This window comes from Halomonas sp. Cn5-12 (assembly GCF_021532545.1).
Classification (GTDB): Bacteria; Pseudomonadota; Gammaproteobacteria; order Pseudomonadales; family Halomonadaceae; genus Vreelandella; species Vreelandella aquamarina.
The window spans coordinates 108,053-122,427 of record NZ_JAKGAY010000009.1 but is presented as its reverse complement, the minus strand read 5'-3'; the positions used below and the strand labels follow the sequence as shown (position 1 = coordinate 122,427).

At 58.7% G+C, this 14,375-nt stretch carries 13 protein-coding genes; 9 read left to right on the top strand and 4 right to left on the bottom strand.

Annotated elements, in window-relative coordinates; genetic code table 11:
• Nucleotides 1-209: 209 nt before the first annotated feature.
• Nucleotides 210-1,469, bottom strand: a complete 1,260-nt coding sequence (locus tag L1249_RS07650; protein WP_062359170.1) for a M20/M25/M40 family metallo-hydrolase — start codon at nucleotides 1,467-1,469, stop codon at nucleotides 210-212.
• A gap of 191 nt (nucleotides 1,470-1,660) precedes the next feature.
• On the opposite strand from L1249_RS07650, the gene L1249_RS07645 reads away from it, so the two are divergent.
• Both L1249_RS07645 and L1249_RS07640 read left to right on the top strand, forming a co-directional pair.
• Nucleotides 1,661-2,887, top strand: a complete 1,227-nt coding sequence (locus L1249_RS07645) for a YbfB/YjiJ family MFS transporter (RefSeq protein WP_044628248.1) — start codon at nucleotides 1,661-1,663, stop codon at nucleotides 2,885-2,887.
• A gap of 63 nt (nucleotides 2,888-2,950) precedes the next feature.
• Nucleotides 2,951-4,414 (top strand): sodium-dependent transporter, encoded by a 1,464-nt coding sequence (locus L1249_RS07640; RefSeq protein ID WP_044628247.1) that lies wholly within the window; start codon nucleotides 2,951-2,953, stop codon nucleotides 4,412-4,414.
• Here the strand turns inward: L1249_RS07640 and L1249_RS07635 are convergent.
• Both L1249_RS07635 and L1249_RS07630 read right to left on the bottom strand, forming a co-directional pair.
• Nucleotides 4,337-5,722 (bottom strand): Y-family DNA polymerase, encoded by a 1,386-nt coding sequence (locus L1249_RS07635; RefSeq protein WP_044628246.1) that lies wholly within the window; start codon nucleotides 5,720-5,722, stop codon nucleotides 4,337-4,339. The two genes, L1249_RS07640 and L1249_RS07635, sit on opposite strands and share 78 nt — an antisense overlap.
• Nucleotides 5,719-6,177 carry a LexA family protein gene (locus L1249_RS07630; protein WP_044628245.1) on the bottom strand — a complete coding sequence of 153 codons (459 nt, stop codon included), beginning with the start codon at nucleotides 6,175-6,177 and terminating at the stop codon, nucleotides 5,719-5,721. The genes L1249_RS07635 and L1249_RS07630 overlap by 4 nt, the downstream gene beginning before the upstream one ends.
• A 348-nt stretch (nucleotides 6,178-6,525) precedes the next feature.
• Between L1249_RS07630 and L1249_RS07625 the strand changes: the two genes are divergently transcribed.
• The gene (locus L1249_RS07625) at nucleotides 6,526-7,416 is read left to right on the top strand and encodes an alpha/beta fold hydrolase (protein ID WP_044628262.1); all 891 of its coding nucleotides are present in this window, start codon (nucleotides 6,526-6,528) and stop codon (nucleotides 7,414-7,416) included.
• Nucleotides 7,417-7,477: 61 nt separating this feature from the next.
• Entirely contained in the window at nucleotides 7,478-8,494 is a 1,017-nt protein-coding gene (locus tag L1249_RS07620) for a patatin-like phospholipase family protein (protein WP_044628244.1), read from the top strand.
• A 10-nt stretch (nucleotides 8,495-8,504) separates the two neighbouring features.
• Here the strand turns inward: L1249_RS07620 and L1249_RS07615 are convergent, their stop codons facing one another.
• Entirely contained in the window at nucleotides 8,505-9,068 is a 564-nt protein-coding gene (locus L1249_RS07615) for a Smr/MutS family protein (RefSeq protein WP_137093896.1), read from the bottom strand.
• Between the two features lie 150 nt (nucleotides 9,069-9,218).
• Between L1249_RS07615 and prmB the strand changes: the two genes are divergently transcribed.
• The 5 genes from prmB to phaC all read left to right on the top strand — a co-directional run bounded on the left by prmB (nucleotide 9,219) and on the right by phaC (nucleotide 14,283).
• On the top strand, nucleotides 9,219-10,178 hold the full coding sequence (prmB, locus tag L1249_RS07610; RefSeq protein WP_058577561.1) for a 50S ribosomal protein L3 N(5)-glutamine methyltransferase: 960 nt from the start codon (nucleotides 9,219-9,221) through the stop codon (nucleotides 10,176-10,178).
• A 13-nt stretch (nucleotides 10,179-10,191) separates the two neighbouring features.
• A complete protein-coding gene (gene aroC, locus L1249_RS07605) occupies nucleotides 10,192-11,283 on the top strand; it encodes a chorismate synthase (protein WP_044628241.1) in 1,092 nt (363 codons plus the stop codon).
• A gap of 60 nt (nucleotides 11,284-11,343) precedes the next feature.
• Nucleotides 11,344-11,721, top strand: a complete 378-nt coding sequence (locus tag L1249_RS07600) for a hypothetical protein (protein ID WP_172416017.1) — start codon at nucleotides 11,344-11,346, stop codon at nucleotides 11,719-11,721.
• Between the two features lie 195 nt (nucleotides 11,722-11,916).
• A complete protein-coding gene (locus L1249_RS07595; RefSeq protein ID WP_044628239.1) occupies nucleotides 11,917-12,327 on the top strand; it encodes a phasin family protein in 411 nt (136 codons plus the stop codon).
• 105 nt (nucleotides 12,328-12,432) lie between these two features.
• On the top strand, nucleotides 12,433-14,283 hold the full coding sequence (gene phaC / locus L1249_RS07590) for a class I poly(R)-hydroxyalkanoic acid synthase (RefSeq protein ID WP_228169066.1): 1,851 nt from the start codon (nucleotides 12,433-12,435) through the stop codon (nucleotides 14,281-14,283).
• The last annotated feature ends 92 nt before the right edge of the window (nucleotides 14,284-14,375 follow it).

Genomic DNA, 14,375 nt, shown 5'->3' with positions numbered 1-14,375 from the left:
GAGCAGAAGCCTCCCCGGAGGGCTCTCGATAACTGTATGGCGGGCCGGAAGCCCAAAGACTGTCGAAGCGCTCAGAGCACACAGGCGAGCGAATTCAGCGGAACGAAGCTCAGCCCGATAATGGGGGACAGGAACCGCCGTGGTACGGATCCGTTTGCCCGGTGGTGTGAGAGGACGGGGGAGGCGACTCCCCCTCCTACTCGATCCGTTTAAGCGGAGGCTTCTTCGTCGCTTTCGGGCTTGGTGCTGCCTTGGTGGGCAAGTGGGCTGGCTTGGTCTAAACGGGGGTGGTTATCCAAGAACTCCCGTTTGAGATCCGGCACGGCATCCAGCGCTTGAATGGTGTGGTGCAGCGCATGAATAGCGGCCAGCACGTCCTGAGTATTGCCGGTTTCCGAAATGGTGTGCATGTTGCGGATCGGGAAACCCATGGAGGTTGCTGCGCTGTCGATGGAGGCCAGCACGCCCGCCATGCCGTCGGTGCCGGTATCTACACCCACAATGTCTCGCTGCATGGGGATGTCCTGCGTTTTCGCGGCGCTGGCGATGATGCGGTTGAGCTGCTCGCTGGCAATAGAACCCACCGACAGCGTAAAGCCTTTGCCCATCTCCAGCGATTGCATGCGCTTGTCGCCAATGCCAGGGGCGGCGACGTAGTCGTGATTTACATCCACGCCAATCAGCGCATCGGGCTTGAGTTCGCCGGCCAGCACGCGGCTGCCGAAGCGGCCAATCTCTTCGTAGCTGGCAATGGCAAACATCACCCGCACTTTTTCGGTACCGCCTGCTTCGGCGATCAAGCGTGCGACTTCCGCCGTCACAAAGCATCCCAGGCCGTTATCCAGATACGCGCCGTAGAAGGTGTTCGGGCTAAAGCCAGGGCGAATGGGGCGGTTGAAGATAATCGAATCGCCCGGCCGCACGCCCAGGTTCAGCACCTGCTGCTTCTTGTTCTCGCCGTGAATCTGCAGATCGAGATAGATCTGCTCTTTCTTAATGCCTTTGCTGCCATCGCGCTGGGCGGGGTCAGAAAAGTGGATAGCACCCAGCGCTTCCACCGTGCCGCCTTTAATGCTGCGGTAGCTGCCGGGGGCTTCCGGGTCTTCGCTGAACAGCGTGACTTCATGGCCGATCAATACGCCGGGCAGGAAGGAGTCGGTGTTGATCCAAATCTTGCCATCTTCACCAATCGAGCGAACCTGCATGCGGATTTTGTCCGCATGGCCGATGATCATCAGCTTGAACATATCATCGCGGCCTGGGTGGGTATCCAGCACCACGCCCGCATTGCCTTTAAACTGGTGCAAATGCCAGTCGCTGGGAGCGAAGCTCTCGAAGTAGGGCTTCAGCACGCCGTAGGTCATCGCGCCTTCCAGGCCAACAGGGCTGGGGGCCGCCAAAATATCGCGCATCAGTTTGAACTGCGCGTCGGGCATCGGTTGCGTCCAGGGTTTTGCAGTATCGCTCATCGTGCTTACTCGCTTATGACGGTGGTGAAACGTGAGAGTTAGTCTGCCAGATTCCGAGCACTAATGCGCTGCTTCCACATGCCACGTTTAGCCGATAGTACGGCGCTGGTTTCCGCGTATGATGGAAGATAGCTGGCTATCCATTGAAGCCACACTACCACAACAAAAATAGTGACGACGAGGGAGTGTCCATGCCTACTGCAAGCGTTCAGGCCCAGCGCTTTAAAGTGCTGTTGGCGGGGGTATTTAGCCAAATTTTATGTATCGGCATTGCGCGGTTTGCCTATACGCCGCTACTGCCGGTGATGCAGCAACAGAGCTGGGTTAGCGACGCCGATGGCGGCTGGCTAGCGGCGTTGAACTACGCAGGCTATATGCTAGGAGCGGTGCTGGCGGCCTCTATTCGCACGATTTATCTCAAAGACACGCTGTTTCGCATTGGCTTAGTGCTGGCCGTATTAACCACCGCCGGTATGGCGCTGACCGAACACTTTTGGGTATGGGCGGGGCTGCGCTTTTTGGCGGGGCTCTCCAGCAGTGGCTCGATGCTGTTGGCGTCAGGGCTGATTTTGCACTGGCTGATTCAGCACCGTCAGCGGGGCGAGCTGGGCATCCACTTTGCAGGTGTCGGCATTGGCATTGTGGTAGCGGCCTTAGCGGTAGAGCTGATGCTGGCGCTGGCAATGAACTGGCAAGCGCAGTGGTGGGGCTTTAGCGCCTTGGGGGCGGTGCTGCTGGTGCCTGCCTGGTGCTGGTTACCGCGCCCGGTAAAACCGGTGGTAGGCAGCGCTGCCAGTCATCAAGCACCTGCAACGCCGCCTAGCCGCACCTTTATGCGTCTTATGCTGCCCGCCTACTTTTGTGCGGGCTATGGCTATGTGATCAGCGCAACGTTTTTGGTCGCGATTGTGGAGCGCGAACCGCTGCTGGCCGGGGCCGGGAACTGGGCCTTTGCGTTGGTGGGGCTGGCCGCAGCCCCCGCCGTGATGCTGTGGGATTTAATCGCGCGGCGGATTGGTTACTTAGGCGCGCTGATTGTGGCCATGCTGGTGCAGGTAGTAGGCATTGTGCTGCCTGCGATCAGCCCAACGTTACCGGGCGTGTTGATTAGCGCAGTGCTCTACGGCGGCACGTTCCTGGGTTGCGTCAGTTTAGTGCTGACCATGGCGGGTAGGCTGTACCCTGCCAGCCCCGCCCGCTTGATGGGACAAATGACGTTGGCCTACGGCGCAGCGCAGATTGTGGCCCCTGCGCTCACCGGCATGCTCGCGGAAGCCTCTGGTCATTATTATGTGGGCCTATGGCTGGCTGGTGGCTTTGTGGGGGCCGGGGCGCTGCTGTTGGCGTGGTTGCGCAGAGTGGATCAAACCGCCCAGCGGCTAGATGCCGAGGCAAAAGCAAGCTATGCCACGCCGTGATACGTGGGCTTTCGCAGCAAAATCCACTAGGATAGGCGCTTTTTTCTGACAGGGTGGAAGGTCATGGCGTCTTCTGGGCAACCTCGCATTCAGTGGCTGGGCCGCTGGGGCTTTATGTTGGCAGCCACCGGTTCGGCGGTGGGGCTAGGCAATATTTGGAAATTCCCTTATATCACTGGGGAGTATGGCGGCGGTGCCTTCGTACTGGTCTATTTAGCGTGCATCTTAGCGGTGGGCGTACCGGTAATGATGACCGAAATTGCGTTTGGTCGCCGGGGGCGTGGTAGCCCCATTGATGCTATTCGCCGTGTAGTGAATGAGTCTGGCCGCTCCTCTATGTGGTCGCTGATTGGCTGGATGGCCATGCTGTGTGGCTTTATGGTGCTATCGTTTTACGTCGTGGTGGCCGGCTGGTCCTTCTCCTATTTATGGAAAATGCTCACCGGCGGCTTGGCGGGCACCAGTGTGGACGAGATGGCGGCCGTGTTTGGTGCCAATAACGCTAACCCCATCACGCTGGGTGGCTGGAGTACCCTGGTCACGCTGCTGACCATGATCATTGTCGGTAAAGGCGTTCAGGAAGGCATCGAGAAAAGCGTTAGCTGGATGATGCCGGGGCTGGTGCTCATGCTGGTGTTGCTGATTGGATTCGGCATGTTTTCCGGCGGTTTCGGCGACGCGGTTGATTTCCTGTTCTCTTTTAAGGCGGGCAGCCTCTCTAGTGAAGGGATGTTGGCGGCCTTGGGCCACGCTTTCTTTACGCTCTCATTGGCGTCGGGTGCCATCCTGACTTACGGCAGCTACTTGCCTAAAGATGCCTCCATTGGCCGCACGACGCTGAGCGTGGCCGTGGCGGATACCGTGGTAGCGCTGATGGCAGGGTTAGCAATTTTTCCAGTGATTTTTGCCAACGGCATGGACCCCGGTGAAGGCCCAGGGTTACTGTTTATGAGCCTGCCGTTAGCGTTCCAGGCGATGCCGCTGGGCACGCTGTTTGGAGCGCTGTTCTTCTTAATGCTCTCCATGGCCGCACTAACCTCCTCAATTTCCATGGTGGAAGCAACGGTCTCTTGGTTGTGCGATAACAAAGGCATGAGCCGTAAATCCGCCTCGTGGGCCACCGGTATTGTGCTGTGGCTGATCAGCACGCTGGCGATGCTGTCGTTCAACCTGGGCGCTGATTGGACGCTGGCAGGCAAGAACTTCTTTGATTGGCTGGACTACCTCACCTCCCGTTGGATGATGCCGCTGGGTGGCCTGGGCATGGTACTACTGGCCGGTTTTGTGCTGAAAAGCGAAACCTTCCGCGACGAGCTGGGGCTGGCGCCGCTGCCCTATACGCTGTGGCTGGCCATGGTGCGCTACGTGAGTCCGCTGGGTATTTTGGTGATTTTTGTCGATGCCCTAGGCTTGTATCAGGTCTCTTTTGCTGCCCATTGGCCGGTGCTGCTAGCGCTGCTGGTCCTGGTGGCAGTGGTGGGTGAAGCCATTAGCCCGCGCCTTCGCCAAGCGCTTTCCGCCCGCTAAGCGCTGCTGTTCACGCTTCACCCTGGCGGCGGCAATCGCGCCAGGGTGAGTGCCTGCCTCCATTAACTCATCCCAACAGGTGGTGTAGCGTCTTGAGCGGTGCTCACAGCGCAGCTGCCAAGGCGCGTCGGCGTCAGTCATCCCAAAGCGCAGCGTGCCTTGTCCCATCTTCTGATTAATCTCGTCTACCGCCTTCATCAAGTGAGGGTGCGCCTTGGTGGTTGGCTGTAGCAGAGAGAGCTGATACTGCTGTGCATCCACCAAGTCCAGCAGCATCACGCCTGCCTTCATAAACTGAAAGCCAGGGCGATACATCTGGTCGAGCCCTTCGCGAACGGCTTCCAGAATGGCGCGAGTATCGTCGGTGGGTGCTTCAAGCGGAATCATCGTGCTAGGCGACAGCTGGGGCTGGTCCTTGCGGTGGCGGTTGGTGTTTAAAAACAGTAGGACGGCGCGGGCAAGGCTGCCTTGCTGGCGCAATTTTTCGGCACTGCGCTGGGCGTGGCGGCGCAGCGCCGCGTGAAGCTCCTCTTTTACGCCGGTGGTTTTACCAAACGAGCGTGAGGTCATGATGCGCTGGCGGGGTTGCTCAACGGCATTCAACTCTAGGCAGGGCGTACCGCGCAGCTCTAAGGCGGTGCGGGCTAGAACCACCGAGAAGCGTTTGCGTAGCCGTTTGGGGTCGTGCTCCCGCAAATCCCAGGCGGTGCGAATGCCGCTGACCGCTAGTCGTTCGGCAAGGCGCCTGCCCACTCCCCACACATCGCTTACCGGCAGCTGTTTCAGCACTGCCTGGGTGGTAGCGCTTTCACCGTGGAGTAAACACACTCCTGCGTAGTGAGGCTGTTTTTTGGCTAGGTGATTGGCGAGCTTCGCCAGTGTATGCGTAGGGGCCAGCCCGATACACACCGGAAGCCCCAAATAGCGACGAATGCGGCGGCGCAGTGCTGTGCCCAGCGCTTGGCACTGGGTATCACTGAGGCCATCCAGATAAATAAACATCTCATCAATCGAGTAGGGGGCCACTTCGGGGCACGTATCGCGCAGCAGCTGGGCAAGCCTCGCTGACATATCGCCGTACAGCTCGTAGTTAGAAGAGAGCAGGTGGATTACCCCGCGGCGGCGTAGCCCCTCTAGCTGGTATGCGGGCGTGCCCATGGAGATCTCCATGGCTTTCATCTCTGCTGAGCGGGCAATCACGCAGCCGTCGTTATTCGACATCACACCAACGGGTTTGCCTTCCAGCGCCGGATTGAACACCCGCTCACAGGAGACGTAAAAATTATTGGCATCCACCAGCCCGATCACGGCAGATACTCGTGAATCACCGCGCGCACCACACCCCATAGCTGGCAGTCGGTACCTTCCAGGGGCAGCGGCGGATAGTGGGGGTGGGCCGAGCAGAGGTGCGGCGTGCCGCGATGCAGCGCATAGCGTTTGATCAGCACTTCTTCATCCAGCATGGCGACCAAAATATGCCCTAGGCGCGGCGTGACGCTGCGGTCGACGACCAGTAAATCACCGTCAAAGATGCCCCAACCCTCCATGCTGTCCCCTGTCGCGGTGAGGTAAAACGTTTGGGTAGGGTGCTTGATCAGCCGCGCATTGAGGTCGAGAGTGCGCGGCTCGTAATCTTGGGCAGGAGAGGGAAAGCCGCTAAAGCCTGCACGGCCTGTGAGCAGAGGAAAAGGCAGCGGCTGAGAAGTTAACGGCAAGGCTGTCGCAACCACGGTTGTTGCAAAATGGATGGGTTGAGACGGCATCGTCGGCATCCTCATGAATAAATGGTGTGTTTATGTACAGTGTGTTTAAACAGTATTTATTCATGGGGGAGAAATTGCAAGCACTGCCCTCAGCGGGCTAACCATAGCCCCACGACTAGGGCGCTCACGACAGTAATAAAGAACACAAGGTTACGGGCGCGGGTATCGCGGCGAGGTTTCATGGCAATCTCCATCAAAAATTAACAGCGTCGTGGCCCATGGCCATGTAAAAGCAGCACAAGCGCTGCGCCGAGCATGGTAACGTTTGCACCATACTATGTGCATCGTAATGTTCACATTTACGAGCGTCACCTGACGCGCCAGTTTTTCGCTGTGAGACACCGATTTATGAACGACGCTTCTCGAGTAGGCACGGCTCCTCAGCCGCTTTCGCTGGCCAGCGGGCGGCTAGCGGCGCTGAGCTGGGGGCGTAGTGACGCGCCCACATGGCTAGCGCTGCATGGCTGGCTGGATAACGCGGCCAGCTTTTCACGCTTAGCCCCGCAGTTAGTGAACGCGCTGGGTATCCGTATCGTGGCGATTGATTTTCGCGGCCACGGGCACTCTGCCCATGCGCCTGCGGGCAGCGATTATGCGCTCTGGGATTACACCCATGATGTGCTGGATGCCATGGAAGCGTTGGGCCTTGAGCAGGCCACGCTGCTGGCCCACTCCATGGGGGCGGCGGTCTCTTGCCTGCTGGCCGCGGCGTTACCGGAGAAGGTCGCCCGGTTAATTCTGATTGACGGGTTAGGTGCGCTGAATACACCGGCACAAGAGACGCCCAGCCAACTGCGCAAAGGCTTAATCGCTCATCGGCGCCCGCCTTCCCGCGCGCCTCGTTACCCGGATATTGAGAGCGCCGTGGCGGCGCGTGTGGCGGGGGGCGTCACGCCACTAGATAGCATCACCGCCACGCCGCTGGTCGAGCGCAACACCCAGGCCACCGCCGATGGCAAAGTACAAATGCGTACCGATAGCCGCCTGCTCAAGCCCTCGCTGGTGCGCTTTACACCGCAGCAGGTGCTGGCCGTTTTGGCCGAAATCCAGGCGCCGGTGCTATTGATAGAAGGTGAGCGCGGTATTTTAGGCGAGCGCGCCTGGGCAGCCCAAGCAAGGCAGGCGGTGCCGCGACTCACCCGGCACGTGCTGGCAGGTGGCCACCATCTGCATTTGGAACCACAGGCCGTTGAGCGTGTGGCCGAGGTGATTTGCTTAGAAGGCTGCACGGCCAGTTAACGTCGCATCGAAAGAAAAGCGCGTGCGTATGAGACGCCATGCCACAAAGGAGGGGCAGATCGTGGTCAGCCAATTAACGGGGAGGACGCCGGGCGGTGGCAATAAAGTAGCGCTGGTGCTCGGTAGCGGCGGTGCTAGGGGGTATGCGCATATTGGCGTGATTGAAGCGCTGGAGGCGCGTGGTTTCGAGATTATTTCGATTGCCGGATGCTCCATGGGAGCGCTGATCGGCGGCATTTACGCCTCGGCCAAGCTACCGGAGTACCGGGAGTGGGTGTGTAACCTTGATTACTTGGACGTGCTCAAGCTGGTCGATGTGACCTGGAGCCCCATGGGGGCGATGCGTGCCAACAAAGTGATGAGCAAGCTGGAGGAGCTAGTGGGCGACCGGCTGATTGAAGACCTGCCCATTCCAGTGACCACCGTGGCCACCGACCTCGTGCGCCAGCGGGAAGTATGGTTTCAAAACGGCCCGCTGCTACGCGCCATTCGCGCCTCGATTGCGGTGCCAGGGGTGATTACCCCCGTGCACATTGGCGAACAGGTGCTGGTGGATGGCGGGTTACTCAACCCGCTGCCAATGATGCCAGTGTTGGCTGCCCATGAGGCGGATTTCGTGGTGGCGGTGAACGTCACCGCTCACAGCCCGCAGTCGGTCACGCTGGAGGAGCTGCTGCCACAAGAAGAGAGTAGCGACAGCCGCACCGCCCTGGAGCGGGACCGCGACGCCAATATTGGCGGCTGGATGGAGGAGGTGCGCGCGACCACGCGGCGGCTATGGGGTGGCCTAGGCGGCAGCAGTGAAGAGAGCGACGACGATGAAACAGTAGACCTGCGCGGCAAGCGCGAGTGGGGCAAGCTGGATATGATTCTGGAATCGTTTGATATTACCCAGGCAGCGCTAGCGAAGTACAAGGTGGCTGGCTACCCACCGGACGTGCTGATCGAAATTCCTAAAACGGTATGCAGCACCTACGAGTTTCACCGGGCGAAGGAGCTCATCCGCTTAGGCCGCCACTTGGCCGATGAAGCCTTGGAGCGGCGCATGCCTAGCATTGCCTCTGACGCTACTAAATAAACAACATGAATTACTGCCCGCGTTTGCGCAGCAAAATATACATCGCCCCGGTGCCGCCATCGATATCCGTGGCAGAGCAGAACGCCAGCACGCCGGGCCACTCGCGCAGCCACGCATTGGTGTGGCTTTTCAGTACCGGGAAATCAGAGGTGGTGCCCCAGGCTTTGCCATGCACCACCAGCACACAGCGCAGCCCTTGGCCTGCGGCATCGCGAAGAAAGCTCTCTAGCTCTACCCGCGCCTCTTCCAGGGTATAGCCGTGAAGGTCTAGCCCTGCCTGCCAGGCCATTTGGCCGCGCTTCAATTGGCTAAACGTGCGCCAGGGCAGGTCGGGCACGCTGAACTCTAAATACTCTGATGGCCGTACGGCTTCCACCCGACCATCAGACGTGCGCCCGCTGGTTTGCAGTGTATTGCTCTCTACCGCCGCTCGGCGGCGCGCTTCGCTGGCGTCTGACTGGCGTTTGGGCTTACCGGGGTCGGCTTGGTTGGTGGCAATACGGCGTACGCCTGCCGCCTGCAGCGCTTGGCGAAAGGCACTGATATCGTCATCGTTGGGCAGGTGTCGCGTCATGGTCGGCTCGAATCAACTAAGTAGTGGTGAAAAAAGGGGCGGTGGATAAAAAACGCTAAGGCGAGACAGTATAGCGAGCTTAGCGCTGCTGTGAACCGGGCGGCGGCAAAGGTACAATCCCCCAACGAACTTTTGACGCCAGGAGCCCTTGTGACCACGCACCTCTCTGATGAGTCCTCCCCCTCAACGCTATCACTGCCTGATACGGCGCTGATAAGCGATCTTTACACACTGCGGGACTATTTGCGCTGGGTATCCAGCGAATTCTATCTGGCGGGGTTGCACTATGGGCACGGCACGCAGTCACCCTGGGATGAGGCGGTCGCGCTCTGCTTAGGCGCGCTGCACCTGCCTTGGAACGTCGACCCCGCCGTGCTGGATGCGCGGCTGCTGCCAGTTGAGCGCGAGCGGATTATTCGCTTAGCCCGGGAGCGTGTCACCACGCGCCGCCCGTTGCCTTATCTACTGGGAGAGGCCTTCTTTGCAGGCTACCCGTTTAACGTGGATGAGCGCGTGCTGATTCCCCGCTCGCCGATTGCCGAGCTGATCGAAGATGGCTTTGCGGCCTGGTTTCCAGAAGAACCACCCGCCCGCGTGCTGGATTTATGCACCGGCTCCGGCTGCATTGGCATCGCCACGGCGCTGGTGCTGCCGACCTGCGAAGTGGCCCTGGCGGATATCAGCCAGGATGCCTTGGCCGTGGCACGGCAAAATATTACCCGCCACGATGTCGGCGACCGCGTGCGCGCCGTGGAATCGGACGTGTTCGACGGCCTGGAAGGGCAGCGCTTTGACCTGATCGTTTCCAACCCGCCCTATGTGGATGAGCGCGACTTAGCCACGATGCCCGCCGAATTTCGCCATGAGCCAGCCCTGGCGCTGGGCGCGGGCAGCGACGGTCTTGATATCGTGCGGCGTATTCTGCGCGAGGCCCGCGAGCACCTAACTTCAGAGGGCTGGCTGATTGTTGAAGTTGGCAACTCTGACCGCCATGTGGAGGCTGCCTTCCCCGAGGTGCCCTTTATCTGGCTTGAATTCGAGCGTGGCGGCCAGGGCGTGTTTGCCCTGAACGCCGCTGAACTCGACGCCCATGCGGCGTCTTTTGCGTGAGGAATTAACGCCCATGTCTGGCAATACGTTTGGCAAACTGTTTACCGTCACCACTTTTGGCGAAAGCCACGGCCCCGCATTAGGGGCCATTGTGGATGGTTGCCCTCCTGGCATTGCGATTAGCGAAGAGGACCTGCAGGGCGATTTAGACCGTCGCCGCCCCGGCAGCTCGCGCCATACCACCCAGCGCAAAGAGCCGGATCAGGTGCGCATTCTTTCCGGCGTGTTTGAAGGCAAAACCACCGGTACCTCGATTGGCTTATTGATTGAGAATACCGACCAGCGCTCGAAAGATTACTCCAAGATCAAAGACCAGTTCCGTCCTGCCCACGCGGACTACACCTACCACCACAAGTATGGCCACCGGGACTACCGGGGGGGCGGCCGTTCCAGCGCCCGCGAAACCGCCATGCGCGTGGCGGCGGGTGCCATTGCCAAAAAGGTGCTGGCGGCACAGGGCATTCAAATTCGCGGCTATATGAGCCAGCTTGGCCCGATCAAGATCGACTTCAAAACCTGGGAAGCCGTCGACCAGAACGCCTTCTTCTGCCCCGACCCCGATAAAGTAGCCGAGCTGGAAAGCTACATGGATCAACTGCGACGGGACCAAGACTCCGTGGGCGCGGAAATTACCGTAATTGCCGATGGCGTACCCGTGGGCCTGGGCGAGCCAGTCTTCGACCGTCTGGATGCTGACCTAGCGCACGGTTTGATGAGCATTAATGCGGTAAAAGGGATCGAGATTGGCGCGGGCTTTGGCTGTATTGCTCAGCGCGGCAGCGAACACCGCGACGAGATGACACCGGAAGGCTTTCTCTCCAACCACGCGGGCGGCGTGCTGGGTGGTATTTCCAGCGGGCAGCCCATTGTGGCTCGGTTGGCACTGAAACCTACCTCCAGCATTACCACGCCGGGCCGCTCCATTGATGTCCATGGTGAACCAGTCGAAGTGATTACCAAAGGGCGTCACGACCCTTGTGTGGGCATTCGAGCGACGCCCATTGCCGAAGCCATGATGGCGATTACGCTGTTGGATCATTGGCTGCGCCACCGGGGCCAAAACGCTGATGTTAGCGTTGATACACCGCGATTAGGTCAGCGATAACGCCAAGGTGTGCTGAGTGGTTCGCTGCTACACTCAAGGAAGACGGTTAAGGAGTCGCCTATGAAAATTAACGTTGAGTTTGACCTGACGCCGGCTGAGTTTCGGCAGTCGCTAGGGTTGCCGGATGTAGAGGCGTTCCAGCAGAGCCTGCTGGATAATATTCAGCGGCAGATGGAATCAGGGGTAGAAGGTTATGACCCCATGAGCTTAATGCGCCCTTTCCTGCAGCAACCCATGATGCAGCAGGGGCTTTCACAGGGGCTGGCTAACTTTGGCACCTATCAGCAAATGATGCTGGATATGCTGCGTCAGGCCGGTAGTACCCATACGGGTGGTGCCAGTAACGGCACCCAAGATAGCGAACCATCGTCAGCGGCAAACGAGAAAAGTACCAAGGCGAAAGCCACGGCCTCTTCTCGCTCTCGCGCCAAAGAGTAGGCGATAAAGGCGCTATCAAATACGTGGCACTGTGAGGCTGAGTCAGAGGCGGCTGTAGGGTATGCAGAGGGGCCGTAGGAAGCTCCTTGTTGCAAAGCAGCATGCTAAGCATTACTCTTTTTGCAGTGCAGCAATTTGCGATGTGATGAGCCACTCCAGGCTCATGCCAAGGAATGAGAGACAGGAGCAACCACAATGCAAGACAAAATGATGGACGCCTTTAACGCCCAAACTCGCCAGATGTTTGAGCCGATGCGCAAGATGAACTCGCTGATGCTCAATAACATGGAAAAAATGACCCAGTACCAGCTGGAAGCGATGAAACGCTACAGCCAGATGGGCACCGAGCGCATCCGCAGCGCGACAGAAATTAATGATGCCGAGAGCCTGCGCGATTTCGGTACCAAGCAAGCGGAAATGATGAACGAGCTTTCTCAGCAGATGCAGGAAGACGCGCGGGTGATGAGCGAGATGAGCTTGCAGTTCAAATCTGAAATGGAAAAGCTGTTTAGCGAAGCCGGACAAAAAATGAGCGAACAAGTGAGCGCTACAGCCAAGGGTGAACAGCCCGCGAAGGCCTCAAGCCAGTCGTCTCGTAAAAGCTAATCGTCAGTAGTGTCCGCGGCGCCTTTGAGGCGCCGCGTTCTTTTACAGCGTTCTTAAGCGTGTTGCCAGGGCAACCATTGCTCAGTTGGTGAGGGGGAAAGTCGTATGCAGTCAGGGTGGAAAATGCCGTCTCAACCGTTGTCCCAGCAAGATATGGAGGCATGGAAGGCACAGCTTGACGACATAAGTGAACAGTACAAAGGTCTGCTAGAGGACCTGCTGTCACGTATGGCGCCCAGCGAAGCCGCTGACTCCGTTTATAGCGACATGCGCGAAAGCTTTGAAGCCGCTGCTCGTTCGCTGATGAGTAACCCGAATTTGCTGTGGCAAACCCAGTCGCGCTTGATGCAAGACCAGTGGTTGCTGTGGCAGCAGGGTGTACGCACCATGGCCGGTGAGCAGGTGGCCCCCCTAGTAACGCCGCCCAAGAACGACCGCCGTTTTAAAGATGAGGTCTGGACTACAGACCCCTACTACATGGCGATCATGCAGCAGTATTTGCTGTTTTCGCAGGTGGTCGAAGAGCTGATTAACGACCTGGATGTAGACCCTACCCTCAAGCGCAACTTAACGTTCTACGCGCGCCAGTTGGTGAATGCGATGTCGCCTACCAACTTCGTCTCCACCAACCCAGAAGTGATGCGCCGCACCCTGGAAACCAAGGGGCAGAATCTCGTCGATGGCCTCACTCGGCTACGGGAAGATTTAGCCAACTCAGCGGAAGGCATCAACGTACGCATGACCGACCGCAGCGCCTTTGGCGTGGGCGAGAACATTGCGGTAACGCCTGGCTCTGTGGTGTATGAAAACGAACTGATTCAGCTGATTCAGTACACGCCAACCACCGAAAACACCTTTAAAACGCCGCTGCTGATTGTGCCGCCCTGGATCAATAAGTACTACATTCTGGACCTGCGGCAAGATAACTCGCTGGTGAAGTGGTTGGTGGATCAAGGCCACACGGTATTTCTGATCTCCTGGCGTAACCCTGGCCCCGAGCAGCGCGATATTACCTGGGCAGACTATATGCAGATGGGCCCCATCAGTGCGATGGAAGCGATTGAGCAGGCCTGCGGCGAGAAGTCAGTCAACCTGCTGAGCTACTGCGTAGGCGGCACGCTGACCGCCTCCACCGTGGCGTATCTCACCAGCACGCGCCGTGGCCGCAAGGTGAAGTCGGTCACTTACATGGCCACGCTGCAGGACTTCCGCGATCCGGGCGATATCGGCGTGTTCCTGAACGAGCGCGTGGTGCAGGGTATTGAGCAAACCATGCAGATGAAGGGCTACCTGGATGGCCGCTCCATGGCCTACACCTTCAACCTGCTGCGGGAAAATGATCTGTTCTGGTCGTTCTATATCAATAACTACCTGAAGGGCGAGACTCCCTCCGCCTTCGATTTGCTCTACTGGAATACTGATGGCACCAACCTGACGGCAGGCACCCACGCTTGGTACCTGCGCCATATGTATCTGGAAAACCGCTTGGTAGAGCCCGGTGGCATCGAGCTAGACGGGGTCAAAATCGACCTGCGCAAAGTCTCAACCCCCAGCTACTTTGTCTCCACCAAAGAAGACCATATCGCCAAGTGGAACAGTACCTACTACGGTGCGCTGCTACCCAAAGGCCCGGTAACCTTCGTGCTGGGCGGCTCTGGGCATATTGCCGGTATCGTGAACCCGCCCCATAAAAACAAGTACGGCTACTGGACCAACGACACGCTGCCCGAGACCCACGAGGAGTGGATGGAAGGCGCTACGTTTAACGAAGGCTCCTGGTGGCCCCATTGGCAAGCCTGGATGACCGACAACGGCTACGTGGATGCAGACCCGAAGAAACTGGTACCTGCCCGCCAGCCAGGGGAAGGGGAGCTAACAGTGATCGAACCCGCGCCGGGCCGCTATGTGCGGATGACGATTCCCGAGGTGCTAGGGGAAATCCCCAGCAGCACTTAATCCGGCGCTTAGCAGACGGCTTTTTAAGAAGCCGCCTAAAACGAAGCCCCCTGCCACGAATGTGGCAGGGGGCTTTTTCATGGCCGAGGTGC

Excerpts from the sequence above, each read along its gene's own strand:
- L1249_RS07650 (WP_062359170.1), bottom strand. The coding sequence starts at position 1,469 with ATGAGCGATACTGCAAAACCCTGGACGCAACCGATGCCCGACGCGCAG.
- L1249_RS07645 (WP_044628248.1), top strand. The coding sequence starts at position 1,661 with ATGCCTACTGCAAGCGTTCAGGCCCAGCGCTTTAAAGTGCTGTTGGCG.
- L1249_RS07640 (WP_044628247.1), top strand. The coding sequence starts at position 2,951 with ATGGCGTCTTCTGGGCAACCTCGCATTCAGTGGCTGGGCCGCTGGGGC.
- L1249_RS07630 (WP_044628245.1), bottom strand. The coding sequence starts at position 6,177 with ATGCCGTCTCAACCCATCCATTTTGCAACAACCGTGGTTGCGACAGCC.
- L1249_RS07625 (WP_044628262.1), top strand. The coding sequence starts at position 6,526 with ATGAACGACGCTTCTCGAGTAGGCACGGCTCCTCAGCCGCTTTCGCTG.
- L1249_RS07615 (WP_137093896.1), bottom strand. The coding sequence starts at position 9,068 with ATGACGCGACACCTGCCCAACGATGACGATATCAGTGCCTTTCGCCAA.
- aroC (WP_044628241.1), top strand. The coding sequence starts at position 10,192 with ATGTCTGGCAATACGTTTGGCAAACTGTTTACCGTCACCACTTTTGGC.
- L1249_RS07600 (WP_172416017.1), top strand. The coding sequence starts at position 11,344 with ATGAAAATTAACGTTGAGTTTGACCTGACGCCGGCTGAGTTTCGGCAG.
- L1249_RS07595 (WP_044628239.1), top strand. The coding sequence starts at position 11,917 with ATGCAAGACAAAATGATGGACGCCTTTAACGCCCAAACTCGCCAGATG.
- phaC (WP_228169066.1), top strand. The coding sequence starts at position 12,433 with ATGCAGTCAGGGTGGAAAATGCCGTCTCAACCGTTGTCCCAGCAAGAT.